This window comes from Streptomyces sp. S.PNR 29 (assembly GCF_030386795.1).
Classification (GTDB): domain Bacteria; phylum Actinomycetota; class Actinomycetes; order Streptomycetales; family Streptomycetaceae; genus Streptomyces.
This window is the reverse complement of the sequence record NZ_JANUQM010000013.1, coordinates 154437-181401: the sequence shown is the minus strand read 5'-3', so window position 1 is coordinate 181401 and position 26965 is coordinate 154437. Positions and strand designations below refer to the sequence as shown.

Annotated in this window: 22 protein-coding genes, 2 tRNA genes and 1 pseudogene; 11 read left to right on the top strand and 14 right to left on the bottom strand. The window is 70.4% G+C overall.

What is annotated here, in order from left to right:
* Nucleotides 1-20 precede the first annotated feature (20 nt).
* Together NW895_RS31090 and NW895_RS31085 are read right to left on the bottom strand one after the other, a co-directional pair.
* Entirely contained in the window at nt 21-896 is an 876-nt protein-coding gene (locus NW895_RS31090; protein WP_289939789.1) for a DUF2797 domain-containing protein, read from the bottom strand.
* 88 nt (nt 897-984) lie between these two features.
* Entirely contained in the window at nt 985-1374 is a 390-nt protein-coding gene (locus NW895_RS31085) for an HGxxPAAW family protein (RefSeq protein ID WP_289939787.1), read from the bottom strand.
* A 90-nt stretch (nt 1375-1464) separates the two neighbouring features.
* Here NW895_RS31085 and NW895_RS31080 point away from each other — a divergent pair, with 90 nt between their 5' ends.
* Entirely contained in the window at nt 1465-1941 is a 477-nt protein-coding gene (locus NW895_RS31080; protein WP_289939786.1) for a MarR family transcriptional regulator, read from the top strand.
* Nucleotides 1942-1944: 3 nt separating this feature from the next.
* On the opposite strand, the gene NW895_RS31075 is transcribed toward NW895_RS31080, so the two are convergent.
* The gene (locus tag NW895_RS31075; RefSeq protein ID WP_289939784.1) at nt 1945-2730 is read right to left on the bottom strand and encodes a hypothetical protein; all 786 of its coding nucleotides are present in this window, start codon (nt 2728-2730) and stop codon (nt 1945-1947) included.
* 413 nt (nt 2731-3143) lie between these two features.
* On the bottom strand, nt 3144-4085 hold the full coding sequence (locus tag NW895_RS31070) for a DPP IV N-terminal domain-containing protein (RefSeq protein WP_289939782.1): 942 nt from the start codon (nt 4083-4085) through the stop codon (nt 3144-3146).
* Between the two features lie 134 nt (nt 4086-4219).
* Here NW895_RS31070 and NW895_RS31065 point away from each other — a divergent pair, with 134 nt between their 5' ends.
* Complete coding sequence (locus NW895_RS31065) at nt 4220-5869, top strand: N-6 DNA methylase (RefSeq protein ID WP_289939779.1); 1650 nt, start codon at nt 4220-4222, stop codon at nt 5867-5869.
* A 22-nt stretch (nt 5870-5891) separates the two neighbouring features.
* A complete protein-coding gene (locus NW895_RS31060) occupies nt 5892-6599 on the top strand; it encodes a PaeR7I family type II restriction endonuclease (protein ID WP_289939778.1) in 708 nt (235 codons plus the stop codon).
* Nucleotides 6600-6751: 152 nt separating this feature from the next.
* Here NW895_RS31060 and NW895_RS31055 read toward each other — a convergent pair.
* Together NW895_RS31055 and NW895_RS31050 are read right to left on the bottom strand one after the other, a co-directional pair.
* A tRNA-Arg gene (locus NW895_RS31055) sits at nt 6752-6824 on the bottom strand.
* A gap of 195 nt (nt 6825-7019) precedes the next feature.
* A tRNA-Ser gene (locus NW895_RS31050) sits at nt 7020-7110 on the bottom strand.
* A 196-nt stretch (nt 7111-7306) separates the two neighbouring features.
* Here NW895_RS31050 and NW895_RS31045 point away from each other — a divergent pair.
* Together NW895_RS31045 and NW895_RS31040 are read left to right on the top strand one after the other, a co-directional pair.
* Entirely contained in the window at nt 7307-7834 is a 528-nt protein-coding gene (locus NW895_RS31045; RefSeq protein ID WP_289939777.1) for an SSI family serine proteinase inhibitor, read from the top strand.
* A gap of 232 nt (nt 7835-8066) precedes the next feature.
* A complete protein-coding gene (locus NW895_RS31040) occupies nt 8067-12674 on the top strand; it encodes a PAS domain-containing protein (protein ID WP_289939776.1) in 4608 nt (1535 codons plus the stop codon).
* Between the two features lie 39 nt (nt 12675-12713).
* On the opposite strand, the gene NW895_RS31035 is transcribed toward NW895_RS31040, so the two are convergent.
* The 5 genes from NW895_RS31035 to NW895_RS31015 all read right to left on the bottom strand — a co-directional run bounded on the left by NW895_RS31035 (nt 12714) and on the right by NW895_RS31015 (nt 17698).
* A complete protein-coding gene (locus NW895_RS31035; protein ID WP_289939775.1) occupies nt 12714-14390 on the bottom strand; it encodes a long-chain fatty acid--CoA ligase in 1677 nt (558 codons plus the stop codon).
* Nucleotides 14391-14515: 125 nt separating this feature from the next.
* Nucleotides 14516-15076 (bottom strand): SigE family RNA polymerase sigma factor, encoded by a 561-nt coding sequence (locus tag NW895_RS31030; RefSeq protein WP_289939774.1) that lies wholly within the window; start codon nt 15074-15076, stop codon nt 14516-14518.
* Nucleotides 15077-15240: 164 nt separating this feature from the next.
* Entirely contained in the window at nt 15241-16410 is a 1170-nt protein-coding gene (locus NW895_RS31025) for a lipid-transfer protein (protein ID WP_289939773.1), read from the bottom strand.
* Entirely contained in the window at nt 16407-16802 is a 396-nt protein-coding gene (locus tag NW895_RS31020) for a MaoC family dehydratase (protein ID WP_289939771.1), read from the bottom strand. The genes NW895_RS31025 and NW895_RS31020 overlap by 4 nt, the downstream gene beginning before the upstream one ends.
* Nucleotides 16802-17698, bottom strand: a complete 897-nt coding sequence (locus tag NW895_RS31015) for an OB-fold domain-containing protein (RefSeq protein WP_289939769.1) — start codon at nt 17696-17698, stop codon at nt 16802-16804. Before NW895_RS31015 ends, NW895_RS31020 begins: the two co-directional genes overlap by 1 nt.
* Before the next feature lie 635 nt (nt 17699-18333).
* Between NW895_RS31015 and NW895_RS31010 the strand changes: the two genes are divergently transcribed.
* The 3 genes from NW895_RS31010 (at nt 18334) to NW895_RS31000 (ending at nt 20368) form a co-directional block, all read left to right on the top strand.
* Nucleotides 18334-19200 carry a bifunctional DNA primase/polymerase gene (locus NW895_RS31010; protein WP_289939767.1) on the top strand — a complete coding sequence of 289 codons (867 nt, stop codon included), beginning with the start codon at nt 18334-18336 and terminating at the stop codon, nt 19198-19200.
* Nucleotides 19201-19355: 155 nt separating this feature from the next.
* Nucleotides 19356-19787 carry a hypothetical protein gene (locus tag NW895_RS31005; protein ID WP_289939765.1) on the top strand — a complete coding sequence of 144 codons (432 nt, stop codon included), beginning with the start codon at nt 19356-19358 and terminating at the stop codon, nt 19785-19787.
* Nucleotides 19788-19840: 53 nt separating this feature from the next.
* Nucleotides 19841-20368: a DinB family protein gene (locus NW895_RS31000; protein WP_289939763.1), complete on the top strand. Its 528-nt coding sequence runs from the start codon at nt 19841-19843 to the stop codon at nt 20366-20368.
* Nucleotides 20369-20372: 4 nt separating this feature from the next.
* Here the strand turns inward: NW895_RS31000 and NW895_RS30995 are convergent, their stop codons facing one another.
* Nucleotides 20373-21197, bottom strand: a complete 825-nt coding sequence (locus tag NW895_RS30995) for a DUF817 domain-containing protein (RefSeq protein ID WP_289939760.1) — start codon at nt 21195-21197, stop codon at nt 20373-20375.
* Nucleotides 21198-21349: 152 nt separating this feature from the next.
* On the opposite strand from NW895_RS30995, the gene NW895_RS30990 reads away from it, so the two are divergent.
* Together NW895_RS30990 and NW895_RS30985 are read left to right on the top strand one after the other, a co-directional pair.
* Nucleotides 21350-22615 carry a glycosyltransferase family 4 protein gene (locus NW895_RS30990; protein ID WP_289939759.1) on the top strand — a complete coding sequence of 422 codons (1266 nt, stop codon included), beginning with the start codon at nt 21350-21352 and terminating at the stop codon, nt 22613-22615.
* Nucleotides 22612-23439 carry a hypothetical protein gene (locus NW895_RS30985; protein WP_289939758.1) on the top strand — a complete coding sequence of 276 codons (828 nt, stop codon included), beginning with the start codon at nt 22612-22614 and terminating at the stop codon, nt 23437-23439. The genes NW895_RS30990 and NW895_RS30985 overlap by 4 nt, the downstream gene beginning before the upstream one ends.
* A gap of 352 nt (nt 23440-23791) precedes the next feature.
* Here NW895_RS30985 and NW895_RS30980 read toward each other — a convergent pair whose 3' ends face one another.
* Nucleotides 23792-24631: a class I SAM-dependent methyltransferase gene (locus tag NW895_RS30980; RefSeq protein ID WP_289939757.1), complete on the bottom strand. Its 840-nt coding sequence runs from the start codon at nt 24629-24631 to the stop codon at nt 23792-23794.
* 184 nt (nt 24632-24815) lie between these two features.
* Between NW895_RS30980 and NW895_RS30975 the strand changes: the two genes are divergently transcribed.
* Nucleotides 24816-26003, top strand: a complete 1188-nt coding sequence (locus NW895_RS30975; RefSeq protein WP_289939755.1) for a hypothetical protein — start codon at nt 24816-24818, stop codon at nt 26001-26003.
* 31 nt (nt 26004-26034) lie between these two features.
* Here NW895_RS30975 and NW895_RS41305 read toward each other — a convergent pair.
* Nucleotides 26035-26448, bottom strand: a pseudogene (locus NW895_RS41305) (hypothetical protein); the annotation flags it as partial.
* Nucleotides 26449-26965 lie beyond the last annotated feature (517 nt).

Here is a 26965-nt window from a genome sequence, read left to right as displayed (position 1 = left end):
GGTCGAGGTCGGTACGGGTGTCACCACAGCCCGCCCTGTGTCCCGGCCGGTTCGCCGAACTTCCGTACCGGCACGTCGAGCTCGTCGCGTCCGGCGGGCACCAGCTCCCACCCGGTCATCAACCGCGTGTCGAGAACGACGACCTCCCCGCCCCCGGTGGCCAGATGCAGATCGGGACCGGCGGCCGCGACCAGCTCGCCACTGACCACACGGCCCGCGACGAGCTCACTCACCTCCCCGTCGGCCGGCACGAGGCCCGCGAGCCCGAACACGCCGACGTGGTCGACCGGTTGGAAGGGCTCACGCCGCAGCGACTCCGGCCAGCCGCCCAGCGCCACCGCCCGCGCATGCACCTCCGCGATCTCTGCCGCCCGCTCCGCCTCCGTCCCCGGCAGCGCGGACCGCACCGCCCGCTTCTCGGCGTACGGAATCCGGTCGGGCACCCGGAGCGCGGCACGCAGCAGCTCCTCGGTGCGCCGCGCTGCCATCAGCGGCCCGGCGCCGAGCCAGCTGAAGCAGACGGCCCCCTGCTCAAGCAGCCGCGCCGGACCCCGCTCCAGCGCCGTGATCCCGACCTTGAGCATGCCCGGCCCGAACCACGCCAGATATACGCGGTACGGCCGCGGATCGTCGGCGATCGTGTCGGCGGCCACGGAGTGCGCCCGGTCCAGCCGCGCACACTCCTCGCACCGCGCCCCCGTACTCCGCCCCGGCACGGCAGCCCGCACCGGACACCCGTGCCCACGCGCCCCCGCACACGTCCGCACGCCCCCTTCCGCGATCCCGAAGGCCACCCGCTTTCCCCAGGTCAGCGCGCTGCGCCGCCCGCCGTCCCACGCCAGCGCGGGACCGTCGACCGACCACCGCAGCCCCACGCACTTCCACACCTGTGCCATCGCTGCCGAGCGTAGGGGGCGCCACTGACAAAGGGCGATCGGCACAGCTCAGCCGGGGCCGCCGCGCGGCAGGTCAAGGCCGACGCCGTCAGTCGGCGGCGGCAGCGGCCCGCTCCGGCTCTCCGGCCGGCCCGGTCGCCTGCGCGGGCATCGTCAGGGAGACCCCGGCCGTGCGCCGAGCGCCACGCCCCGCGAGCCGGCACCCGAGGCACTCGGCGTGCCCGGCCCGCGCGCCCAGATCCCGCGCCCGCATCCCCCACTCCTCCCGGGGCCGCAGCCCCGGCCCCTTGCCCCACCCGGCGAGGTGCAGCGCCCAGGTGACGAGGAGGCCCACGCCGCAGATCCCGAGCCCACCCGCGACCAGCACGCCCGACGGCGCGACGACCCCCAGCCCGACCACGACGGACCCGACGCTCGCGATCGCGGTACCGACCCATCCCGCGACCGTGTGCCCGTGGTCGTACTGATGTGCGCTCATGTGGGTGCCTCCTCGTGACTCCCTCGAACAACTCGCTTATGAGGTAAGAAATTAGCCGAGGAAACCTCTCACGATCTAAGGAACCGGCGAATGCGAGCCAAGCCGCGTCCGGCCGCCACGCCGGAGCAGGCGTTGTCGGCGATGGACCGCCTCATCGCCACCCACCTGGTCGGCCAGCAGGAGATCGCCCAGCAGGTGGGCCTGAACGTCACCGACCTCACCTGCTTCGCCTTCGTCATGGAGGCGGGCGAGAACCTGCTCACCGCCGGCGACCTGGCAGCCCGCGCCCATGTCACGACGGGCGCGGTGACCGGCATCCTCAACCGCCTCGAAGCCGCCGGCTACATCGCCCGCCGACCCGACCCGACGGACCGCCGCCGGGTCCGGGTGGCGGCCGAACCGGCGGCGGTGGCCCGCGTCCAGGCCGTCTACGCGCCGTACTACGCCCGCCTGGCCGAGCTGTTCGCCGACTACTCCCCCGAGGAGGTCGCGGTCCTGAACGACTGGTTCACCCGCGCGGGCAGGCTGGCGGCGGGGTACCTGGAGGAGCACTGCCGGGCGGACTGACGCTCAGGTGCTGGTCTTCTGCTGGGGAAGACGGACCGCCGCGGGCGGCGCGGACGCACGGCGCCGGCGGACGCTTCTGCGCGGAGGACGGGTGAGAGTGATCTGACGGACGAGTTGCTGGAAGCAGGCGAGGGCCGCTAGCGCGGGAAGCGCCGCGGTGGCCACCCCGGTGATGGACTTCGGCGCCTGCGCGATGCACAGCAGCATGGCGACGCCGGAGAAGAACAGCACGACGAACCAGGAGTGTGCCGCACGGCGCCGGTGCAGAGCGGCACGCAGAATGGACAGCGACGCCACCATCCAGGGGCCGTAGACCAGCATCGGCCACAGACAGTCCACACCGTAGGCGGCGCGGGCGCCGGGGGGACTCCGGAGCGGGTCGTAAGTGATCACCCCTCCCAGCACGCTGACCATCGAGACGATGACGGCGGCGACCGCGACGATGAAGTAACTGACCCTCTGCAGCGCACTCAGCGCGGGCTTCCGCACGGGCACCCGGCGGTGTCCGGGCACGGTACGCACGCGTGGCAGCTCTTCGGTGATGTCCGCCAGCCCGGAGAGACGCTCGGCGGCGGACAGCTCCTCGGCGGGCTCGCTCTGCCCCGAGTCCGCCGCGAGATATGCGGGCCCCTCCCCGGCCGCCTGGCTTCTCAGCAGATAGGCCAGTTCTTCCGCCGGATCCCATGATGCCGAGGAGTACGGGTGCTCGGAGTCGGCGTAGGGCCATGTCGCGGTGCCCGGCTCGAAGTAGGTGTTCCCCATCCCATAGCCGCGATATGTGTCAGACATGGGGCCACAGGCGGTCGAACTCGTCCTGGATCTCACTCATCTGCACCAGGAAGCCCTCGAAGACCGAGGATGTGTACAGCAATTCAATGCGATTACCGCGATAACACAGGAACGCGCTCGCCTCTGGACCGGAGCGGGACCGCGGAGTGAAGGTCCACCCTCCCTTCGAGAGCACACGGGCGTCAGGGAAGGAATCCACGCCGGCTGAAGAGCGCCATGGCGCAGTGGAGGACGTCACTGAACTCATACCTCAACCAACAAGGGAGGCAGTGATGCAGATGCGTGGCATTCGAGTGACGGATTGCGGCAAACGGGGGAATTCTTCGGCGGCCCCGCGCTTCCGAAGACCGCTCTGCCGCCGGAGGAGGACCCCGGATCGCTCCGGGGTCCTCGCTGGACGCTCCGCGCGTCGGCTACTTCTTCAGCCAGTCCGAGGGGGTCACCCCCTGGGCCGTGAGGACCCGGAGGTTCTGTCCGTCGGCGGCGTCGACGACGTAGGTGCTGTGGGTGTAGTCGAAGTCGTCCGTGGCGGAAAAGGCGATGCGAGCGCCATCGGGCGAGAAGACCGGGCCCTGGATATTGCTGAGCGGGGTCGTCCAGCTGCTCTGCAGCTGAGTGACGGCGCCGGTCGCCACATCGACGACGCTCAGGCCGTTCTCGGTGACGAAGACGATGCGCCGCCCGTCGGGGGACCAGTCGACGGGGGAGGACAGCGCGTTGCGAGCGGTGCTGACCTGGCGCACCTGCCGGGTGGCGGTGTCCATGACCCAGACGTCCCTGCCGTACTCCCAGCCGTCGGCCGTCTCGTACGTGGTGGTCCTCACGAAGGCGATGCTTCGGCCGTCGGGCGAGAAGGTGCCCGCGCCACCGGTCGTCGTGAGGACCTCCTGTCCGGTGCCGTCGGTGTTGATCCACTCCATACCGCGCGGGCTGTCGTAGACGATCCGCTTGCCGTCCGGGGACCAGTCGGGGTGCCCGACGTACGGGGCCCCGTTGGTCTCGGAGCCGATCCCGCGCACCAGAACATGCGGGTTGCTTCCGTCGGCGCCGGCGACCACGAGGTGCCGGGCGTACATGCAGCCTTCGGTCTGGGGAATGCAGGTGTCGTCACGCTGGATGTACGCCACGGAGGAGCCCTTCGGGGAGAGGACGCCGTCCTCGGCGTTCTGCGCGAAGGTCTCGATGACGTTGCCGCTCACGGGGTCGAGCGAGACCAGAGCGGGAGTACCGGAGGCATGGTCAGTGGCAGTGATCCGGCCGGCCGTTGTTCCCTGCTCCGCCGCTGCGGTCCCGGCCATCGGCAGACCAGCGGCGACAACGATCCCCACGGCCAGCACGGCACGTCTGAAAAGCACTTGAGCCCCTCCCAGGAAACCGGGAACCGGCGTTCCCGGCCCCCCACTGCAAGAGCGCAAGCGGATCAAGAACCGTCACCCGGTAGCTCCGGGTCCGAGCCACCCGCCCTCCCCCGTAGGGCTACGCTCACCCCGTGTCCCATCCCGTGCCACCGAACTCCGCAGTAGAGCCCATCTCGCAGGAAGCTGTCGAGAACGGCGAGGTCTACACCCGCCGGTGGGTTGTCGACATGATCCTCGATCTGGTGGAGTACACTGCGGACCGCGATCTCACGCAATGGACGATCACGGATCCTGCCTGCGGCACCGGAGCCTTTCTGCTGAGCATCGCTGAGCGCCTCAGTGCGGCTTGCCGCAAGCACGGCAAGGATCTTCCGGAACAGGCCATCCGGGCATTCGATCTCCTTGAGCGGAACGTGCGGGAAAGCCGCACATCCGTAGTCGACCTGCTCACCGCGGACGGATGGGACAGGGCTCAGGTCGAGAAGCTGGTCCGTAAGTGGATCAAGTGCGGTGACTACCTCCTGGAACCCGACCACCAGAGCGACTTCGTGGTGGGAAACCCTCCGTATATTCGTCTGGAAGACGTACCGGACCAGCGCATGCGCGTGTATCGGAAGAACCAGCGAACGATGGTGGGGCGCTCCGACATCTACATCGGGTTCTTCGAGAAGGCATTGAAGTCACTGCCGCACGGCGGAGTACTCGGGTTCATCTGCGCCGACCGGTGGATGCGTAACCAGTACGGCCGGGAGCTCCGGAAAATGGTTGCCGACCGCTACAGCATGAGAGCGGTGGTGATCATGCACGACGTGGACGCCTTCGAATCTCAGGTGTCGGCTTACCCGGCCATCACTGTCCTCTGCAACGAACCACAGGGATCCGTGGTCGCCGCCGACACGACCGCTCGATTCGGCGCACAACAAGCACAGGAACTTCTCTCCTGGGTCCACACGGAGGGTTCACCGGAGGAGAGCAACGATGCTTTTCAGGTGGCTCGACTGCCGCACTGGTTCTCGGCTGACGAGTCATGGCCTGTCGGCAGCCCCTCGCGACTTGCCATGCTGGAATACCTCAACGACCGGTTTCCCACTCTTGAGGAAACGGCCACACGCGTCGGCATCGGTGTAGCCACGGGTGCGGACGCTGTTTTCGTCACGACGGATCCTTCGGTTGTGGAGCACGACCGACTGCTCCCCATGGCCATGGTCAAAGACGCGAAGAGTGGCCGTTTTCAGTGGCATGGCACATACCTAGTGAATCCCTGGGGAAGTTCGGGCGATCTCGTCGACCTCGACGGCTACCCGAAGTTGAAGCGGTACTTCGAGGCGCATCAAGCGGCATTGAAGGGCCGATACGTCGCCAAGCAGAAGCCGAACCACTGGTACAAAACTATCGACAAGGTCGACCCCAAGCTCACCAATCGCCCAAAACTTCTGCTACCGGACATGAAGACGACCATTCATCCAGTACTGGATGAAGGCGGCTATTACCCTCACCATAATCTGTACTACGTGGTTTCGGATTCATGGGACATAAAGGTCCTCGGTGGTCTTCTGCTCTCGCGGGTTGCTCAGGCCTTCGTGGAGGCATACGCGGTGCGCATGCGTGGGGGAACGTTGCGGTTCCAGGCGCAGTATCTAAGGCGTATCCGGGTTCCTGCCCCGGACTCGCTCTCCCGGGCAGATGCTCTAGCGTTGGCGGAGGCGTTCGATCAACGGGACGTGCAGGCCGCCACCGCGGCGGCTCTCCGCGCCTACGGGATCGACCGCATCCCGGACTGACGCGACAACTTGGGGGGCGGAAATGAGCGCGGCAGCGCGCTGGACCGAGGAACTGCTGACACGAGCCGTCCAGGAGATGTGGACGGCTCGCGCGGTCAGTACTCGTAGCGGCAAACACATGCAGGCAATCGAAAGCCTGATCATCAATCATGTCCGTGAAACGACCGGCTCTCTTCCGCTGTCGATCCTGCAGGGCGACAAGGCAACGATTCCCGGCTTCTTTCGGCCGCGCAAGAACTGGGACATCATCGGAGTTCACGGCGAGCGTCTCGTCTTCGCCATCGAGGTCAAATCCCAGGACGCAAAGAAGCTCGGCAACAACGCGAACAACAGAAACGAAGAGGCCGTGGGTAGCGCCACGGACCTGCGCCAGGTCTACGCGAACGGAATCCTCGGCCAGGGGGACGACTGGTTTCCCTGGTTGGGATACATCTTCATCCTTGAGGACGATGAGCGCAGAGCGGCGACACGGGATGCGGCGCACAAAGTAGAGGCTGCATTTCCGCTCGACCCGATCTATGGGGAGCGGCCTTCGTATGCCCGGCGCTATCACGTGCTGTGCGAGCGCCTGCTGGAAACCGGCCTTTATGATGGCGTGAGCTTCATGATCTGCCCACCGAGCACGGACGGCAGGATCACCCATCCTGATGAAGGAACCGGCATACGTTTCTCGGATTTCATGCAATCGCTGGACGACCGGCTGCGCGCGTACCAGAAGCTTGTGAGCTGAGTCCACGCACGGGAACGAGGTTGCGGGGCAGCCACCGGCGTGGGCTGACCCGCACCCGGGATCCCCGCCCGGAGGCGGTTGCCGTCACGCACTGCCGCCAAAGCACAAGCCAGAGGCCCTGTGGATCACTCCACAGGGCCTCTGGCTTGCTGCGCACTCGGCAGGATTCGAACCTGCAACCTTCTGATCCGTAGTCAGATGCTCTATCCGTTAAGCTACGAGTGCTTGTTCTGTTTTCTCGCCGCTCCCGGCCCTTCCGGCCCGCTCGCGGCGACAGGAAGAACATTACATGACTGCCGCCGCCATGTGAAATCCGTTAGCCGCGCCCCTTGTGACCTGCGGAAACGATGATCTGGCCGCCATCCGCGCCGGGTACAGCGAAGCCCCGGCCGGGTGGGCCGGGGCTTCGGTGATCTTGTGCGGAGGCGGAGGGATTTGAACCCTCGATGGGCTTTAAGGCCCAAACCGCATTAGCAGTGCGGCGCCATAGACCGGACTAGGCGACGCCTCCAGACACAGCCTCTCGCGGGCGAGCGCGAGCGGTGTGTGCCGATGATGACACAGTCGAGCGTGGTGTCACCAATCGACCCCCACGGTACTAGGCGGGCAGGCCGCAGGGCAAAGGCCTTCCCGCCGGTGGTGTCCCTGGTCGTGTCGCCGCTGCGGCGGGCGCGCAACGTCCCGCGGGGTGCCGCGTTAGTCAGGTCATGTCGCAGGTCACCGGTCTCACCCGGCTCAGCCGTCTCAGCCGTCTCAGCCGTCTCAGCCGTCTCCTCGTTACCGCCGCCTCCTCCCTCGCCGCCGTCGGCACGCTGTCCGCGGCTCCGCCGGCCGCGTACGCCGAGACCGTCACCGGCACCCTCGTGCCGCCGCCGGTCCGGGACGAGGACCGGAGCCGTGATCACCTGACCGTCACCGTCCGGAACGCGGGCAGGGCCGCGGACGGGACCTTCGAGCTGTACTGCCACCCCCACGGCGGCAGCCACCCCGAACCGCGCCGTGCCTGTGCCGCGGTCGAGCGGAACACGCGGTGGGGGAAGGAGGCCTTCGCCCCGGTCCCGGAGGGCGGCCTCTGCACCATGCAGTACGGCGGGCCGGCCACCGCGCGCGTCACCGGCACCTGGGCCGGGCGCCGGGTCGACGCGACGTACGACCGCCGCGACGGCTGCCAGATCGCCCGCTGGGACCGGCTCGTACCGCTCCTGCCGGACCTGCGGCCCCGGGGGCGGTCGTGACGGGTCGGGCCCGATGACAGAAACAGCAAGGTCGTAAAGGTCCCGCGAAGGTCCCCCGGACGTCAGGACACTCGGTCACATGTTCTGCGTCACTTCGTCGTGCGACCTCCCTCGCATCCGGCGTCGCGACCGCAATCCGAGCCCTTAGACTCCCTCGCGTGACACGCTGCGGGCAGGTTGGCAAGATGGCCCACGCGGTCGGCAAGGTGCGGTAACAGGGAGGAAGCGACTCGTGAGCAGCAGGCCATCCCGAGGCGCTGCTCGCCTCGCAGCCATACTGGACGCGCTGCCCGACGCATTGGTGCTGGTCAACGCCAACGGCACGGTCGTCAACGCGAACACCATCGCCCTGGAGGCCTTCGAGACGCCGGGGACCGCCCTCGTCGGGCGGGGACTGCTGGATCTGCTGCCGCAGTTCGACAGCAAGCTCATTCCGGGGTCCATGCGGCGTCCGGACCACCTCGACCCCCGGGCCCGGACCAAGCCGACGCGGATGATCGCGCGGCGGACGGACGGGACCGAGTTCCCCGTCGAGGTCACCAGCGCGAACCTCGAGAACGGCCAGCAGGCCTACGACGGCTACGGCTACACCGGTGACGAGCTGCTGATGCTCGTCGTGCGGGACCTGTCGGGGACCGTGGACACCGAGGCGGAGCTGGCGCGTTCGCAGCGGCAGACCGAGATGATCCTGCGGGCCGCCGCCGAGGGCGTCGTCGGCACGGACACGGAAGGGCGGATCGTCCTCGTCAATCCGGCCGCCGCTCAGATACTGGGCTACCGGGCCAGCGACCTCGGCGGACGCGAGCTGCACACCCTCGTCCTGCACTCGCGCGGTGACGGGTCGCCCTTCCCGTACGAGGAGTCGGCGCTCGCCGACACCCTGCGCTCCGGACGCAAGCACCGGGTGCGCGGGCAGGTGCTGTACGCGAAGAACGGCGACAAGGTGCCGGTCGACCTGACGACCGCACCCGTCCGCGACGGCGACCAGCTCGTCGGCGCCGTCATGACCTTCACCGACCGGCGGCCGTACGACGCGGTCGTCAAGGAGATGGAGGCGGCGGAGAAGAGCCACGCCGAGGAGCTGGAGCGGCTCGCCGAGGAGCACGCCTCCGAGCTCACCGCCCTGCGCCAGCAGCACGTCACCGAGCTGGAGGAGCTGCGCGAGCGGCACGCGGAGGAGCTCGCCGCCGGCGAGGAGCGGTACGCCGCCCTCGGGGAGCGCGAGAAGGACCGCTACGAGGCCCTGGCCGGGCGGCACGAGCAGCTGCTCACGCTGCTCGGGACCTCGCTGCGCGGACCGCTGGAGGAGCTGCGCCGCGAGCTGTCCGCGCTGGCCGCGGACGACGCCGGGCAGCTGTGGCCCGAGGCCAACCAGGTGCTGCATCACCTGTCGGCGGGCTACTCGCGGATCACGACCCTGATCGACAACGTCCTCGGCTACCAGCGGCTCGACACCGGCAGCGAGGAGATCTCCCGTACGAAGGTGATGCTCGACGCCGTCGTCGCCTCCGGTGTCGACGGGGCCGTGGAGCTGATCGGGCCGGGGCGGGTGCAGTTCGCCGTGCACGCGCCGCCCATCGAGGCCGAGGTCGACCCCAAGCTGCTCGCCACCGCCCTCGCGCATCTCGTCGCGGACGTGGCCGGTGTCGACGCGACGGGCAACACGCCCGTCTCGGCGGGCGGGTACATGGACAACACCGTCGTGGTCGCGGCGGCGCAGCGCGGCGAGGTCGTACGGATCGAGGTGCGCGGACCGTACGCCGGGGGCAACCCGGTGCACGAGCCGATCGTGCGCGGGATCGTGCGGGCCCACGGCGGCGTGCTGCAGACGCACGAGGTGCCGGGCATGAGCGGCAGTGCGTACGTGCTGGAGGTTCCGCTCGGAGGTGGGGCGGGGGCCGTTCCGGGTCAGGCCCTGGCCCTGGCCCAGGCCCCGGTTCCGGATGCCGACGAGGCCGCCGCGGGCGAGCAGACCTCCGGTGGCGGCCGGCGCCGGGGGCGGCGGGCGTCCACCGACGCGTTTTTCCTGGAGAGCGAGGTTCCGGTTGCCGGTGACACCGGGGGACCCGGTGGCGCCGAGGTGGAGGGCGCGGCGCCGACCGGGCGGCGCCGGAGGCGTGCCGTCGAGGCGCCCGAGCCCGTTCCGGCGCAGGCGGCGGCCGAGGCATCCGGCGGGACCGGGCGGCGGCGCGGACGTCCCGCCGAGGACGCGGCGGTGGCCGAGGGTGCCGTCGTCACGGCCGACGAACATGCCGCGGGGACCGCGGCCTCGGGTACGGGCCTGGGCGGCACCGTGCCGCCGCAGGGTGTGCCCGCGCCCAGCGGACGGCGTGCCCGGCGCGCCGCGGGCGAGCAGCACGCGCTGCCGCCGGCGCTGCCCGCATCGTCCGGCTCGGGCGAGGCCGGTCCTGCTGAGGCCGGTCCCGGTGAGGCCGCTCCGCCTCAGCCGACGGGCCGTCGGCGGCGTGCCCTCGCCGCCGCGACCGAGCGTGCCGCCGCGCAGGAGGCGGCGCCCCGTACGGTGTTCGCGCTGCCGCCCGCGGAGGCGGACCGGGGCGTCGAGGGCGCTGACGGGGCCAATGGAGCCGGTGGAACCGCTGAGTCCGCCGGTGGGCCGGCGGGACCGAGCCCGGTGCCTGAACAGGGCCGGGCGCAGGTTCCCGCTCCCGCGGCGGCCAGTGACGCCCTGATCGACGACGACGGTCGGCACGACGCCGTTCCGCACGGCCAGGCCGACGACCACACCCCGCCGCAGCCGCACCCCACGAGCGCGCCGACCGGGCGCCGTCGACGGGCCGTGGCCCCGCCCGCGGAGACTCCCGCCGGGACGCCTCCGCAGGGCGTGCAGGCTCAGGTTCCGGCCCAGGTGGCTCCCGCGCAGGGCGTTCCCGCTCCGGAGGCCGCCGCGCAGGGGATGCCGGTCCAGGCGGGCGTGGCCCAGGCGGTGCCCCCGCAGGGGACCGCTGTTCCCCAGCAGGGCGTGACCGTTCCGGCCCAGGGGACCGTGGGGCAGAGCGTGCAGGCGGTGGCTCCTGGGCAGGCTGCCGTCGCACAGCCGGCCGCCGGGCAGCCGGCCACTGCACAGCAGGTTCCCGCGCAGCCCGCTCCCGCGCAGGCCACTCCGATGCAGCCCGCTCCTGGACAGCCGGTGCCCGCACAGCCGGTGCCCGCACAGCCGACCCCGCCCCCGGCTCAAGCCCAGGCCCAGCCGCAGCCGCAGCCACAGCCACACCCCCAGGCCGTCCCCGCCGGTCAGCCGCTGCCGCAGCAGGGCGCACCGGCGCAGGCGGCCGCCGGCCAGGGCGCCGGTGCGCCCGCGCCGCACCCCACGGCACCGGAGCAGCCCGCCCCCAGCGGGCCGCTCCCCGCGGAAGCGGCCCCCGGCCAGGGCACACCCGCCCAGGGCACCCCGGCCCCGCAGCAGTGGCCCGCCGCGGCAGACCCCACCGGCGTCGGCGTGCCCGTACCGCCCGACACCGCCGTGAACGGCGCCGCGAACGCCGTACCGCCGAACGCCGCCGCCCCCGTACCGACCGACGGGGCCGCGAGCGCCGTGCCCCCGCACAGCACTCCGCCCCCGGCACCGGCGGCCGGTGCCGCCACCCCCGTACCGCCGCAGTCCACGCCCGCACCGGGTACGCCGCTGCCGCCGGAGGGCGCGGCGCGGGCGGCGCAGCCCCTGCCCGCCGAGGGTGCGGCGCCGGTGGATCCGAACTCCACGCAGGGGCGGGCGATCAGCGTGCGGACCCTGGGGCAGGGGGTGCCGTTCAACCGGCAGGCCGCCCAGGTGCAGCAGCCGACGGCCACGCCGCCTCCGCATCAGACGAGCGGATCCGGTCGCCGGCGCAAGCTGGGTACGCCGCCCGAGCCGGCCGCCGCGCGCGCCGAGCAGACGGCCCGGCCGCATCCGGGGACCGAGCAGCCCGCCGGGCAGCCGCAGCCGCAGGCGTCCCTGGCCGGTCAGTCCCGGCTCGCGCAGGCGACCGAGGGCGCCGGACGGTCGTACGCCATAGGCGCGCCGGACGAGAACGCCGCCGAGGGTCCCGAGCCGCTGGACGGGCCCGGCGGGGCGGTGGAGGTCGCGGATCCGCCGCGACCGCAGCCGATGGACGACGAGCTGCCGCCGGAGCCGCTGGACAACCCGCGCCGGTTGCTGGTGTGGCCGGCGCCGGACGTCAGCACGCAGCAGGCGCTGAGCGATCGCGGCTACCGGCCCGTCATCGTGCACTCGCGCGAGGAGGTCGACGCACAGATCGCGGCCTTCCCCGCCGCGCTGTTCGTGGACCCGCTGACCGGGCCGATCACACGGACCGCGCTGCAGTCGCTGCGGCAGGCGGCGGTGGCGGCGGAGGTGCCGGTGCTGGTCACGGCCGGGCTCGGGCAGGCCTCACGCGACGCGGCGTACGGCGCTGATCCCGCCGTCCTGCTGAAGGCGCTCGCGCCGCGCGACAGCGAGCAGCACCCGCCGCGTGTGCTGCTGATCGAGGAGCACGCGGAGATAGCGCTGGCGCTGACGGCGACGCTGGAGCGGCGCGGGATGCAGGTGGCGCGGGCCGCGAGCGACAACGACGCGGTGACGCTGGCGGGGCAGTTCCGGCCGAACCTGGTCGTGATGGACCTGATGCAGGTGCACCGGCGCCGGGCCGGGATCATCGACTGGCTGCGGGCGAACGGCCAGCTCAACCGCACCCCGCTGGTCGTCTACACCGCCGCCGTCGACCAGGCCGACCTGCCGCGGCTGGCCTCGGGCGAGACGGTGCTGTTCCTGGCGGAGCGGTCCACCAGCAGCGAGGTGCAGAGCCGCATCGTGGACCTGCTCGCGCGGATCGGCACCAACTGACCCCTGCGCGGGGTCAGTCGGTGCCGGTGATCCGCGGGGTCAGAGCCGGGTGACGTCCAGCTCCCCCTCGGCGTACTGCCTGCGCAGCACCTTCTTGTCGAACTTGCCCACGCTCGTCTTCGGCACGGCCTCGATCACCGTCCAGCGCTCCGGGAGCTGCCACTTGGCGATCCCGCCCTCGTCGGCGAGGAAGGCGCGCAGGGTCTCGAAGTCGGCGGTGGCGCCCTCCTTGAGGACGACCGTGGCCAGCGGGCGCTCGCCCCACTTGTCGTCGGGGACGGCGACCACGGCGGCCTCGGCGACCTCGGGATGGGACATCAGCGCGTTCTCGAGTTCGACGGACGAGATCCACTCGCCGCCGGACTTGATGACGTCCTTGGCGCGGTCGGTCAGGGTGAGGAAGCCGTCGGGGGAGATCGTGCCGACGTCGCCCGTCTTCAGCCAGCCGTCCTCGCTGAACTTGTCGGCGGGGTGGAGGGGGTCCGCGTCGGGGCCGTTGTAGTAGGCGCCCGCGATCCAGGGTCCGCGCACCTCCAGCTCGCCGGCCGACTCGCCGTCCCAGGGGAGGCGCTCGCCGCCGGGGCCGGTGAGGCGGGCCTCGACACCGGCCGGGAAGCGGCCCTGGGTGAGGCGGTAGGCGAACTCCTCGTCCGTGCCGACCACATGGGCCGGCGGGCGGGCGACGGTGCCGAGCGGGGAGGTCTCCGTCATGCCCCAGGCGTGGCAGACCCGCATGCCCAGCTTGTCGAACGCCTCCATCAGGGAGGGCGGGCAGGCGGAGCCGCCGATGGTGACCTGGGTGAGGGACGTGACGTCGCGGGGCTTCGCGGTCAGCTCGGCGAGCAGGCCCTGCCAGATGGTGGGGACGGCGGCGGCGTGCGTCGGCCGCTCCCGCTCGATCATCTCGGCGAGCGGGGCGGGCTGCAGGAAGCGGTCCGGCATCAGCAGGTTCACGCCGGTCATGAAGGTCGCGTGCGGCAGGCCCCAGGCGTTGACGTGGAACTGGGGAACGACGACCAGCGAGGTGTCCTGGTCGGTCAGGCCCATGGACTGGGCCATGTTGACCTGCATGGAGTGCAGGTAGATCGAGCGGTGGCTGTAGACCACGCCCTTGGGGTCGCCGGTGGTGCCGGACGTGTAGCACATGGCGGCGGCCGACCGCTCGTCCAGCTGCGGCCAGTCGTACGTCGTCGGCTTCCCGGCGATCAGTTCCTCGTACTCGTGCACCTGCGCGGGCGCGTCCGCGAGCAGGGAGCGGTCTCCGGGGCCGGTGACCACGACGTGCTCGACCGTCTTCAGATGCGGCAGGAGCGGGGCGAGCAGGGGCAGCAGCGAACCGTTGGCGATGATCACCCGGTCGGCGGCGTGGTGCACGATCCAGGCCAGTTGCTCGGCCGGGAGGCGGAGGTTGAGGGTGTGCAGGACCGCGCCCATCGAGGGGATCGCGAAGTAGGCCTCCACATGCTCCGCGTTGTTCCAGGCCAAGGTGGCCACACGGTCGTCGGTGGTGATGCCCAGGTCCGCGCGCAGAGCGTGGGCCAGCTGGGCCGCGCGTGCGCCGATCTCGGCGAAGGAGCGGCGGTGCGGCTCGTCCTCACCGGTCCAGGTGGTCACCTGCGACGTCCCGTGGATCGTCGACCCGTGGGTCAGGATCCTCGAAATCAGCAGCGGTACGTCCTGCATGGTGCTCAGCACGGCGTCCTCCCGGGGCGACATTGCCTACGCGGCGGTAAGGGTTGGCCTGATTCTGCGCACATACCGCGCGGTATGTCACTAGGAGCGGGTGATCGATCAGTTCACGTTGCCCGACACGGTCGCCCGACGCCATCCGACACAGGGGCTCACGATCGAACAAGCACCAGCTCAAGGTCCTCGCGCAGCTTCCCCAGCGCCCGCGACACCGCCGACTTCACCGTGCCGACCGAGACTCCGAGCACTTCGGCCGTCTGGGCCTCGCTGAGGTCCTCGTAGTACCTGAGGACGACCATGGCCCGCTGCCGGGCCGGCAGCTTCATGATCGCCCGCCACATCGCGTCGTGCAGCGCCTGCCGCTCCGCCGGGTCGTCCGCGCCGGGCAGGGGCTCCGGCTCGGGCAGTTCGTCGCAGGTGAACTCGTCGACCCGGCGCTTGCGCCACTGCGACGTCCGCGTGTTCACCAGCGCCCGGCGCACATAGCCGTCGAGCGCACGGTGGTCCTCGATGCGCTCCCAGGCGACGTACGTCTTGGTGAGCGCGGTCTGCAGCAGGTCCTCCGCGTCGCACGGGTTCGCGGTCAGCGACCGGGCGGTACGCAGCAGCACCGGCCGGCGGGCTCGCACGTACGAGGTGAACGACGGATACGGGAGGGTCTGCGTCGCTGGAGCAGCGGCGTTCGAAGCGCTGGTGCAGACGGGTGTGGTCATGGCTCCACGCTAGGAGCGAGGGGGCCTCGACCGGATCGGCCGCAGGTCCCGAAGCCGCGTCCCCCTCAGGTTGTAGTGGTGGGGCCAACCCCACCTCCCAGAGGTGGAGCGGCGGGGGACCGCTCCTGCGGGTTTACCCCTGGGGGTGGCCGCAGGTACTGCGCTCATACGCCGTCCGCCGTCAGCACCAGCCCCGAGGTCGGCACCCCGGTCCCCGCCGTCACCAGCACGCGCCCGGCCCCGGGGATCTGGTTCACGGCCGTGCCCCGCACCTGACGGACACCCTCCGCTACGCCGTTCATGCCGTGCAGATACGCCTCCCCGAGCTGCCCGCCATGGGTGTTCAGCGGTAGCCGCTCCTCGGCGACGAAGTCCGCCGCCTCCCCCCGGCCGCAGAAGCCGAACTCCTCCAGCTGCATCAGCACGAACGGCGTGAAGTGGTCGTACAGGATCCCCACGTCGATGTCCGCCGGCGCGAGCCCGGAGGTCCGCCACAGCTGCCGGGCCACCACGGCCGTCTCGGGCAGGCCGGTCAGGTCGTCGCGGTAGAAGCTGGTCATCTGCTCCTGCGCCCGCCCCGCGCCCTGGGCCGCCGCCGTGATGACGACGGGCGGCCGCGGCAGGTCGCGGGCCCGCTCGACGGACGTGACGACGAGTGCCTGCCCGCCGTCCGTCTCCTGGCAGCAGTCCAGCAGCCGCAGCGGTTCGACGATCCAGCGGGACGCGGCATGGTCCCGAAGGGTGATGGGTCTGCCGTGGAAGTACGCCGCCGGGTTCGTCGCCGCGTATCTGCGGCCGGCCACGGCCACCTGCCCGAACGCCTCCGGCGAGAGCCCGTACTCGTGCAGGTACCGCTGGGCCGCCATCGCCACCCATGAGGCCGGCGTGAGCAGCCCGAACGGCAGGGACCAGCCGAGTGCGGCGCCCTCCGCCGACGGCTCCCGGTGCTGTACGCCGGAGCCGAAGCGGCGGCCCGACCGCTCGTTGAAGGCCCGGTAGCAGACCACCACCTCAGCCGTGCCGGACGCCACCGCGAGCGCGGCCTGCTGGACGGTCGCGCAGGCGGCGCCTCCGCCGTAGTGCACGCGGGAGAAGAAGGACAGCTCGCCCATCCCCGCCGCCTGCGCCACGGTGATCTCGGGACTGGTGTCCATCGTGAACGTGACCATGCCGTCCACGTCGGCCGGTGTCAGCCCCGCGTCCTCCAGGGCGGCCCGCACCGCCTCCACGGCCAGCCGCAGCTCGCTGCGCCCGGAGTCCTTGGAGAACTCCGTGGCGCCGATGCCCACGATCGCCGCGCGCCCGCCGAGCGCGTCCCGCGCGCGCACGCTCATCGCGCGCCTCCCGGCGGGACGGTGACCGTGACCGTGCCGGTGACGTGCCGGCCGATGCCGTTGGTGCCGACGACCCGTACCGTCGCCGTGTCGCCGTCCACCGCCTCGACCGTGCCGGTCAGCACCATCGTGTCGCCGGGGTGGTTGGGCGCCCCCAGCCGTATGGCCACCCGGCGCAGCACCGCCCGGGGGCCGAGGTGGTCCGTGATGTAGCGGCCGACCAGGCCGTTCGTCGTCAGGATGTTCATGAAGATGTCGGGGGAGCCCTTCTGCCGGGCCAGTTCCGGGTCGTGGTGCACGTCCTGGTAGTCGCGGGAGGCGATGGCTCCGGCGACGATGAGCGTGCGGGTGACCGGGATCTCCAGCGGCGGAAGTTCGTCTCCGGCCCTCATCAGGCCTCCTCCCGGGCCCGGAAGACCGGCAGCACGAGTTCCCGGTCGCACTCCTGGAACTCCAGCCGCACCGGAAGCCCGATCCGCACCTTGTCGTACGGCACCCCGACCACGTTGCTGATCATCCGTACGCCCTCCGTCAGCTCGATCAGCCCCACCGCGTAGGGAGGGTCGAAGGCGGGGAAGGGCGGGTGGTGCATCACGACGTACGAGTAGACGGTGCCGTCGCCGCTCGCCTCCACCGTGTCCCAGTCCGGTGAGCCGCAGGCGTTGCACCCCGGCAGCCAGGGAAAGCGCAGGGCCGCGCAGCCGGCGCACCGCTGGATGAGCAGCCGGCGCCGCTCGACGCCCTCCCAGAAGCCGGCGTTGTCGCGGTTGACGACGGGGCGGGGGCGGGGGGCACGGCTCCGTCCCGGTGCCGCGGGGGCGTACTTGAGGATGCGGAAGCGGTGCGTGCCGACCAGTTCGGCGCCCACTCGGACGTCCATGCGGGTCGTGACGAAGTGGCCCGCCCCCAGCTTCGTCGTCTTGCGCTGGGACACCGACTCGATCACCGCGTCGAAGGTGACCTCGTCCCCGGGCCGCAGGGGGCGCAGGTACTCCTGCTCGCAGTCGGTGGCGACGACCGAGGTGCAGCCCGCCTCGTCGAGGAGGGCGAGGAGTTCGTCGTACGGCTCCGTGCGTCCCGTGTGGCCCGAGAGGCCGCCCATGGTCCACACCTGGAGCATGGTGGGCGGGGCCACGGCGTCCGGCCCTGTGTACGCCGGGTTGGTGTCGCCCATCGCCTCGCACCAGTGCCGGATCATCGGTGTGTTGACAAGGTCCTTGCCCACACCGGCGACGGCGGCCGGCCGCCCCTCGTAGGCCTTCAGCCGGGTCCCCAGGTCGTCGCTCACCGTCGCCCCCTTCCCGTGCACTGCGCCAAACCTGGTTTCTGACTGTCCGTCAGATTCCGGGTACTGTCAAGGAGAACGCCGAACGCCTGCGCGGCGGTACCGAAGTACCGCCGCGCAGGCGTGTGATGACCCTTGAAGCACACCCCTTGTGAGGGGCCGGCGCGCACGGAGAAACACGCGCCGGGCCCCTCAGCTCCTCACCAGAGCGGAGAAAGGCTGACGGCCGCGCTGTCGCGGGCGGTACGGATGCTTGCCATGTGGTGTTCCTCCAGAACAGGCGCGCACCGGCCCGGTCGCCGGAAGCGCGTGATGTGCGTGGTTGAGGATGTGTGAACTACGGCCTCCACCCGGGCGGTTGGCCGATCGCCCCGGTGCTGTGCACGACGTCGCAAGAGCAGCATTGCCCACCGAACCCCGCGAATCACCCCGGAAGCCGCGATTCGCACGCAAGCGTGACGACATGCCGATAAACCCCTTTGCGTCCGTTGCGCAGCGGCCGGGAGCGGCAGAAACAACCACACCTCAAGCGCCGCAAGGGGCGAAGCGTTCCAGCGCCTACCCGGCCGACCTCGCCGCCCGGGCGTGTCACACCTGAGCCCCTTCCCTTTTTCGAACGTACGTACGAACATGGAGGCATGGCCACCACCGACCGGCAGGCCACGACGCTGGCCCTCGCACACGCCCTGTCAGCCGCCGAGCGCGGACTGGCCGTCATCCCCCTGTCCCGGACGAAACTCCCGGCCCTGCGCTCCCCGCACCGCGACGACCCGGGCCCCAGCCGCTGCCACGGCGAGTGCGGCCGCTTCGGCCACGGGGTCTACGACGCCTCCACCGACCCGGCACGCATCCGCGACCTGTTCGCCGCGGCCCCCTGGGCGACCGGCTACGGCATCGCCTGCGGGCTGCCCCCGCACCACCTGATCGGCATCGACCTGGACACCAAGTCGGGCACGGACTCCTCGGCCGCCCTGCGGGAACTGGCCCTGCGCCACCTGTTCACGCTTCCGCCCACGGTGGTCGTCCTGACCCCGTCCGGCGGCCGCCACCTGTGGCTGAGCGGCCCGTCCGGCGTCGTCGTCCCCAACTCGGCCGGCCGCCTCGCCCCCGGCATCGACATCCGGGGCGCCGGCGGCTATCTCGTGGGCCCCGGCTCCCGTACCGAACACGGCGTGTACGCCACCGCCCCGGGCACCGCCCACCTGGCCCCCGCGCCCTGCCCGCGCTCCCTGCTGCGTCTGCTGCTCCCGCCGCCCCGCACACACCGGTCGGCCCCCGCGTCGGCCGGCGGGCACGGCCAGGGCCTCGTCCAGTTCGTCCTCGCCGCCCATGAGGGCCAGCGCAACACCCGCCTGTTCTGGGCGGCCTGCCGGGCCTACGAGGACGGCATCGGCCCCGCCCTGGTCGGTCCCCTGGTGGAGGCCGCCGTCACCACGGGGCTGACCGACCGCGAGGCCCGCGCGACGGTCGCGTCGGCGGCCCGGATGACCGGCCACCAGCCGTAACGCCACCGGACACCACTGACCCACTCCTGGTCAGTCCCTGACCAGTCCCTGGTCAGTCCCCTGTCACTCCCCTGTCACTCCCCGAACCGCCACGACGCGGCACCACCCGCGAAAACCGAAAGACCTCCATGCAGCACCGCCCTAGAGTGCCGACCATGTCGCTGACCCGCGTCGTCCTGTCCTCCGGCCGTTCGATCGACCTCGCCGAGCTGCGGCTGGCGTCGACGTACGGCGGCATGCTGGAGGGCTACCCGTGCAGGCCCGTCAACGACATGAAGATCAAGGCTCTCCTGCACACAGCCGAGCGTGCCTTCCCCACCACCCCGGTCCACCTCGTACCGCCCCCGCGCGAGTACCCCGACCAGTACGCGGGCGCCTTCGGCCCCGTGGAGGTGCTGCCGGCCGTGTCCTGCGTCGGGACCTTCCATTCCAGGGCCGTCGACCGGGCCCACGACCCGGTCCTGTACCGCTCCCGTCTCACCGTCATCTGGTTCCAGCCCACCCCGCGGGTGCCGTCGGGCTGCGACGCGGAGGCGGCACTGCGGGACGTGCCGTGGGAGCGGCTCGCTGAGGATCACGAACTGTAGGCACACCGGTGGGCGGAACACGGCTGTGCACGCCGTCGTGCGAGTCTCTACCGGTGACCGTTTCCCGAAGTGAGTTACTGCGCTGGCAGTTCGAGCTGACCTGGTCGTTGTTCGAGTACCACCTGGAGCGGCTGGAACCCGAGGACTTCCTGTGGGAGCCCGCGCCCCTGTGCTGGACACTGCGCCGCGCCGCCGACGGCACATGGGTGCCGGACTGGGCCGAGACGGAGCCCGACCCCGTGCCGGTCCCCACCGTCGGCTGGGTGAGCTGGCACATCGGCTGGTGGTGGAGCGTGACCCTCGACCATATGGAGGGACGTCCTCCACGGGAGCGGACCGAGATCGCCTGGCCCGGCCCCGGTGAACCGACCGTCACCTGGCTGCGCGCCCTGCGTACGGACTGGCTCGCCGCCCTGGACGGCCTCACCGACACCGGCCTGGACGCCACCGCCCCGTTCCCGTGGCCGAACGACCCGGCGCACACCGTCGCGCACATGATCGCCTGGGTGAACGCCGAGCTGATGAAGAACGCCACCGAGATCGGCCAGCTGCGCCTGCTGCGGGCCGCGTCGGCGGGGTGAGGAGTCAAGCAGAAGCAGGGGCTCCGGCGGTCGCCGGCGGCACCGGACCCCGCCCCTGTCTCCGCCACGCTCCGCAGATGACGAACGTGACGCTGATCAGCAGGGCCCAGGAGGCCCATTTGGACACCGAGACCGGTTCCCAGCCATTGACCTGATCGGGGTAGGTCCAGGCCCCCAGATAGGTGGCGATGTTCTCGGCGAGCCACAGGAAGAAGCCGATCAGGGCGAAGGACAGCGCCAGCGGCATGCGGTACCGCCGTTCTCCGATCGTGAAGTGCACCCAGGTCCCGGTGGTCACCGCCAGCAGCAGCCCGCCGAGCGGCAGCCGCAGGTCCGGCAGCCAGTGATGGGACAGGAAGTTGACGTACAGGGCGACGGCCAGCGCGGCGGTGCCGCGGGCTCGGTAGCCGGTCAGCGACAGGTCGAACAACCGCCAGGACCGGCAGACATAGCTGCCGACAGCGGCGTACATGAACCCCCCGTACAGCGGCACCCCGGCGATCTTGGCCAGCCCCGGCTCGGGGTAGCTCCACGAACCGACGTGCACCTTCACCAGTTCGAAGACGAGCCCCAGAACATGGCAGACGGCCACGACCGCCACCTCCCGCCTGGCCTCCCACCCCAGCAGGTAGCCCACGCCGGTGAGCAGCACCCCGTACACCAGGAGCAGGTCGTAACGCGCCACCGGCAGCGGCGGGAGCAGCTTGGAGACGGCCATACCGCCGAAAAGCGCCACGGCGAACGCGCAGGAACGTGCCTGCAACCACGTGAACCGTGCCAGTTGCCGGGCGGACGTTCCGGCGCGGTACATGACCTCGTGCATGGACATGGAGAGCGGCCCGCAGGCGCCGGAGGTTGCGGCCTTTACCTCTTCTACACCCGGCGTCCGCCGCGGCGTCGCTCCCGGCCGGCGGCGCCGATGAGCACTACGAAGTGGTAACAAGCCACAACTGAGCGAGATTCACGGACGTCTACTCCGCCATGAAGATCTCTTTCCTGCTCCACAACGCGTACGGGATCGGAGGCACGATCACCACGACGTTCAACCTGGCCCAGGCGCTGGCCGAGCGGCACGACGTGGAGATCGTCTCCGTGCTGCGGCACCGGGAGCACCCGAACTTCACCCTGGACCCGAGGGTGTCCTTACGGCCGCTGGTGGACCTCAGGAAGGAGAAGGAGCATGCCTCGCATCTCAGACCGGCGAAGGTGTTTCCCCGCGCCGAGTACCGGTACGGCCAGTACAGCGAACTGACCGACCAGCGGATCGGCGAGTGCCTCGCCGGCACCGACGCCGATGTGGTGATCGGCACCCGGCCCGGGCTCAACGTGCACCTCGCGTTGCAGGCACCGCCGCACGTCGTCCGCATAGGGCAGGAGCACCTCACGCTGGACAACCATCCGCCGCGCCTGCGCACCGCGCTGCGCCGGGCCTACCGCCGGCTCGACGCGCTGACCACGGTGACCGAGGCGGACGCCGCCGCCTACCGGCGCAAGATGAGGCTGCCCGGGGTCCGGGTGGAGGCGCTCCCGAACAGCGTGCCGGATCCCGCGCTCCCCGCCGCGGACGGCACCGCGAAGGTGATCGTCGCGGCCGGCCGGCTGGTCCCGGTGAAACGTTACGACCTGCTCATCGAGGCCTTCGCCATGGTCGCCGCCGAACACCCGGACTGGCAGCTGCGCATCTACGGCAAGGGTGAGCAGCACGATCGGCTGCGGCAGCTCATAACGGACCTCCGCCTGTGGAACAACGTCTTCCTCATGGGCGCGGCGGCCCCCATGGAGGCGGAGTGGGTCAAGGGCTCGATCGGCGCGGCCGCCTCCAACTTCGAGCCGTTCGGCATGACGATCGTCGAGGCGATGCGCTGCGGTCTGCCGGTGGTGAGCACCGACTGCCCCTACGGCCCCGGGGAGATCATCCAGGACGGGGTCGACGGCCGGCTGGTGCCGGTCGGGGACCGTGACGCGCTGGGAGCCGCCCTGCTGGAACTGGTCCGCGACGACGAACTGCGCCGCCGTACGGGCCGTGCGGCCCTGGAGAACGCGCGGCGGTTCGCTCCCGGGCCGGTGGTCGAGCAGGCCGAACGCCTGTTCGCGGAGGCGGTCTCGGCGAGAAGAGAGGGGCGTCCGGTCGCCCGCGGGCGCACGGGCGTGGGCCGCGTCCTGATCAGCCAGGGCTTCGCCGCCCGCGACGCCGCGTACTCCGCGGCCAGCGGCGCGCTGCGCATGGTGCGGAAGGGGCAGAGGTGAGCACGGAACACGGTACGCAGCCACGCGTCGGCTGCATGGTCGACGCGGAGGGACGGATCACCTTCGACCTGCCGATGCCGGCCGATGAAGAGCAGGAAGGCCGGCAGGTGCTGCTGCGGCTGCGCCCGAAGAAGGGACAGCCGGAGAAGACCCTGCACGTCCTCGACCTGGAGCCCACCGGGGACGGCCGCCGACGTGCGGTCCTGGACGGGCAACCGGTGCTCCAGGAGGGCCGCTGGGACGTGTACCTGCTCGGCGGCGCGGCATCCGAACGCCGGCGTCTCCGCCCGGGCCCGCGCGACCTCCGGGCCCTCGTCGCCGGGCACCTCCGTGACCGGCCCACGCCGCTGGCCGTCCGGATCCCCTACGTCACCAAGGACGGATACCTCGCGATACGGGCCTGGCTGCGCCCCGCCCACGCGGAGGCCGCCGGCATCGACGTCACGGACCGGTCGATGACGGTCGGCGCCCGCCTGCACGGCACATCGCTCCGCGAGGGAGCCGCCGTACGCCTGCGCCTGCGGGGCGGCAACGGCACGGTACGCACCCTTGCGCCACGGGCCGGAGAGGACGGCCGAAGCTTCTCCTTCACGGTCGACTACGCGGATCTGGCCGCCGAGACGGCCACCGGAAGCGGCGTATGGGACGCCTTCGTCCAGCCCGCCCCGGACGCACCGCTCATCCGCCTCGCCCGCCTCCTCGACGACGTGGCGGACCGCAAGGCGGTGTACGTCTACCCGACGACCACGATCGCCGACGCCGTCCTGCGCCCCTACTACACGGTCGACAACGACCTCTCCGTGGAGGTGACGAGGGCCGGGTGAGGGGGCGCGACGGTGCGGAACACCGTTATTTGTGTGATTTATTTTCACTCCCCGGCTCTCCTCGCCCACACTTCCACCGGCCACTGGAATACCGGTTTTCGTGAGCGGTCCAGGGAATACAGAAAGTAATTCTCGCACGCCCGGAAATCCTCGAACGACGAGCAACCAGGAAAGCGACTGGTACGACGACAAGTACTCCTCGCTGAAGTTCGTCTCCGGACGCGGCAACCGCAGTACCGGCCTCAGCTCCGACAGCTGAAAGCACCAGCGCCCTGTGCGGTGGCCCGGCTGTCCGCGCAAAGGCGCCGTCCTCACCCCACGCCGACGGAGAGGACGGCGCCTTTGCGCGGCATCACTGCTTGTATGAGACTCCCACCTCGATGAGATAACGCTTGGTCACCTGGCCGCCGTACCGCCCATCGATCAGGTCCGCGATGGACCCCAGCAGTCCGCTCCTGGCCGCGTCCGGCAGAGCTCGATGACCGGAGTAGGTCCGCAACAGCTCCAGATACTCCGCCGTGGTGTAGGTCAGATCCCGCTCGTGGCGACGGAAGACCGTGGGTCCGAACCGACCGCTTCGCGCCACCTCCTCCGCATGGTCCGAGCCGTCGACGCCGGCGGCCGCGGGAAGCCGCAGACCGGGTGGGGTCTCCGGATCGAAGCGCTCGTAGCAGCGCTGGACCTCGACGAAGAACTCCTCGGTCCCGCCCCTCACATGCTGGGTGCGCACCACGGCGAGCGCCCCGCCCGGACGCAGCGCGTCGGCGGCCTTGGCCATCCGCACCGCCGGGTCGATCCAGTGGAACGCCGTTGCCGAGACGACCGCGTCGAACGGCTCCTCCGGCAGCGGCCAGCTCTCGAACTCCGCCGTCACCACCTCCACCGCCGTGGCCCCGGCCAGATTGCACCGCGCGACCGCGGCCATGTGCGGTCCCGCCTCGACGGCCGTGATCCGGCAGCCCCGTCCGGCCAGCGGAACCGTCGCCTGGCCGGTCCCGCAGCCCACCTCCAGCAAGCGGCAGCCGGGGCCCACACCCGCGAGTTCCGCGAGGTCGTCGTACAGCTCCGCCGGATATCCGGGCCTGGCCCGGTCGTACAGCTCCGCGTCCTCGTCGAACGTCCGGCTCAACCGCACCCGCCGGGACGCCTCGGGCCTGTCGTCGCGTTTCGCTTGCGTGGGGTTGTCGGGCATACGGAGCAGGCTAGACACGGCGAGCAGGGCCGGCGAGGGAATTTCGATCGACGACGGGACAGAGCCGGGTCAAGCTACGGTCAGCTGCTCCACGGCTTTAGGCGTCCGACGTAAAAGAGCTGCAGTAAGCCGTTCGGAGGAGATAAAGTCGCGAAGACCGAAATCACAGTCGATACTCAAGCTCATGAGTGAGGACAGGCCGGTCTATGGGTATGGGCGACGCATTCGTGAGTGGTGGGGAGAGCGCCGCACTTGGGAACTCAACGAAGACATTCGGGCGAACATTCGCAAGTACAGAGCCCTTATAGAGGCCAGGCAGGAATCGACGGATTCCCCCACGGACCGCAGAATGCTTGATGCTGCGACTGAGGAACTTGATGCGGCGGGGAGAATCATCAACTTCGCTGACCATCGTCGCGCACCCCTCGGATCCCATGCGACTTCCGCGCAAATTCATGTGAATGCAGCCAAATTGCTCTGGCTGCGGTCCTTCTTGTCGAACGCCCAGGCACCTCGTGAGATCGCTCCGTACTTTGATGGCTTGCAGGCTGTTGTAAGAGAGCACCTTGAGCCGGACGACCCCCGTAGAGTCGCCATCGAGGAGCTCCGCCCAGATGCGTTGGCCACGGGGCGACCTGACTCTCAAGAGGCTCTGGCCAAGCTCATCAACGCAGTGGAGGTCGCTTACGCCGCGGAACTGCGTGAAAAGCTGCGGGCCGGTAGTTTCGTGCACATTGTCTGGTGGGTGGCGGGCTTTCTCTTCATCCTCGTGCTGGCTGTCGTCTTCCTCACTGCATTCTGGTCCAAGGCGGTACCGTTGTGCTTCAACCCGCCGCGCCCTATGGGTGTATCTGGCCGCGGCTCGCCGGTGGATTACATAGTTGTGTGTCCTGCGGGAACTGATGACACACCATTCACTACTGAGCTGGATGACAATTTTGGGGCGGTGGCCTCGTGGGGTGACTACTTCATTGTCGCGACTGTGGGGCTGGTAGCCGCAGGTCTTGCAGCAGCATCTGCATTGCGAAAGATCCGAGGCACATCAACGGCGTATCAAATCCCAGTGGCCCTGGCAGCGTTGAAATTGCCAGCCGGTGCTCTCACGGCAATCCTCGGGCTGCTTCTCATGCGTGGCGGCTTCGTTCCAGGGCTGAGCGCACTTGACAGCTCAGCGCAAATCATTGCCTGGGCCATCATTTTCGGTTACTCGCAAGAGTTGTTCACAAAATTTGTCGACAGGCGGGGACAGATGGTCTTGGACGCTGTGCGCGGACCCACCAGTCCGCCTCTCGGCGGCGTTTCATCAAAGGCTCCAAGCCCACCAGGACCCACAGCGACCACCGCAACCGCAGCCGACCGTCAGCAGACCTGAGCTGTGGGACCGTCTGTCCGGGACGAGCGGCGGCCCAGGTGTCGACTAAAACACCGGTCAGGGCCCGGAATTCGGGTGTGCCAGGGCGCGAGTGAGGTCGGCGGCGAGGATGACGGGCAGTGGACCGTTGAGAGCGGGATCCTTCCCGTCGGTACTCCAGGATGGGCCAGCGGCCAAGGATCGCGAGGCCGAGCTCCACGGCGTCGGGGGCCGGTGTCGGCTCCGGCATGCGACTTCTGCTGAAGACCGCCTGCATACCGAGCTGCGCGGCCAGATCGTCGGCCTGACCGGTGTCGTGCGTTGACCATGTCTCCTGCAGGCACACGATGTCTGGCCGTAGCCCGGCCAGAGTATCCAGGATCCGTGGCGCAGGTTCCGCCGCGGGCCGAAACGTCCCCAGACGAGGGCCCGACGGGGTGAGTGGTGGAGGTAGGACTTCACCCACCTGTCACGGTGGGAACGATCACCGCTGCGACAGCCGAGCGGGAACCCACGGGGAACACCGGGCAGCCACGGTCCCCCGGACACGAAAACGGCCCCCGACCAACCACCCGGGTCAGGGGCCGTTCTCACTGCTCTCAACGCGGAGGCGGTGGGATTTGAACCCACGGTGACATCGCTGCCACGACGGTTTTCAAGACCGTTCCCTTCGGCTGCTCGGGGAACCGGCGTCGGCACCGTCCCACCTGGTGCGGTGTTACTTCGGCCCTCCGGCCTCACGCGGAGTGCGGGGCCCGTGGTCCACACGAGGTCCACCACCTCCGTGTGCGCCCCTGAGTTACGACCTTTGCTGATTCCAGGCGGCTCGTTCCGCTCACCGCGCGCGACCCGGCCCGGCCGGGCCTGCGCTCCAATCTCTGCCCGGGCTCCAACCCGGTCGGCGCCCGTGCCGCGCGGGGCTTTAGCCACCTCCCCGGTCCGGGTCCCGCGTCGAGCAAGACCAGGGAGCCACTCGTGCACAA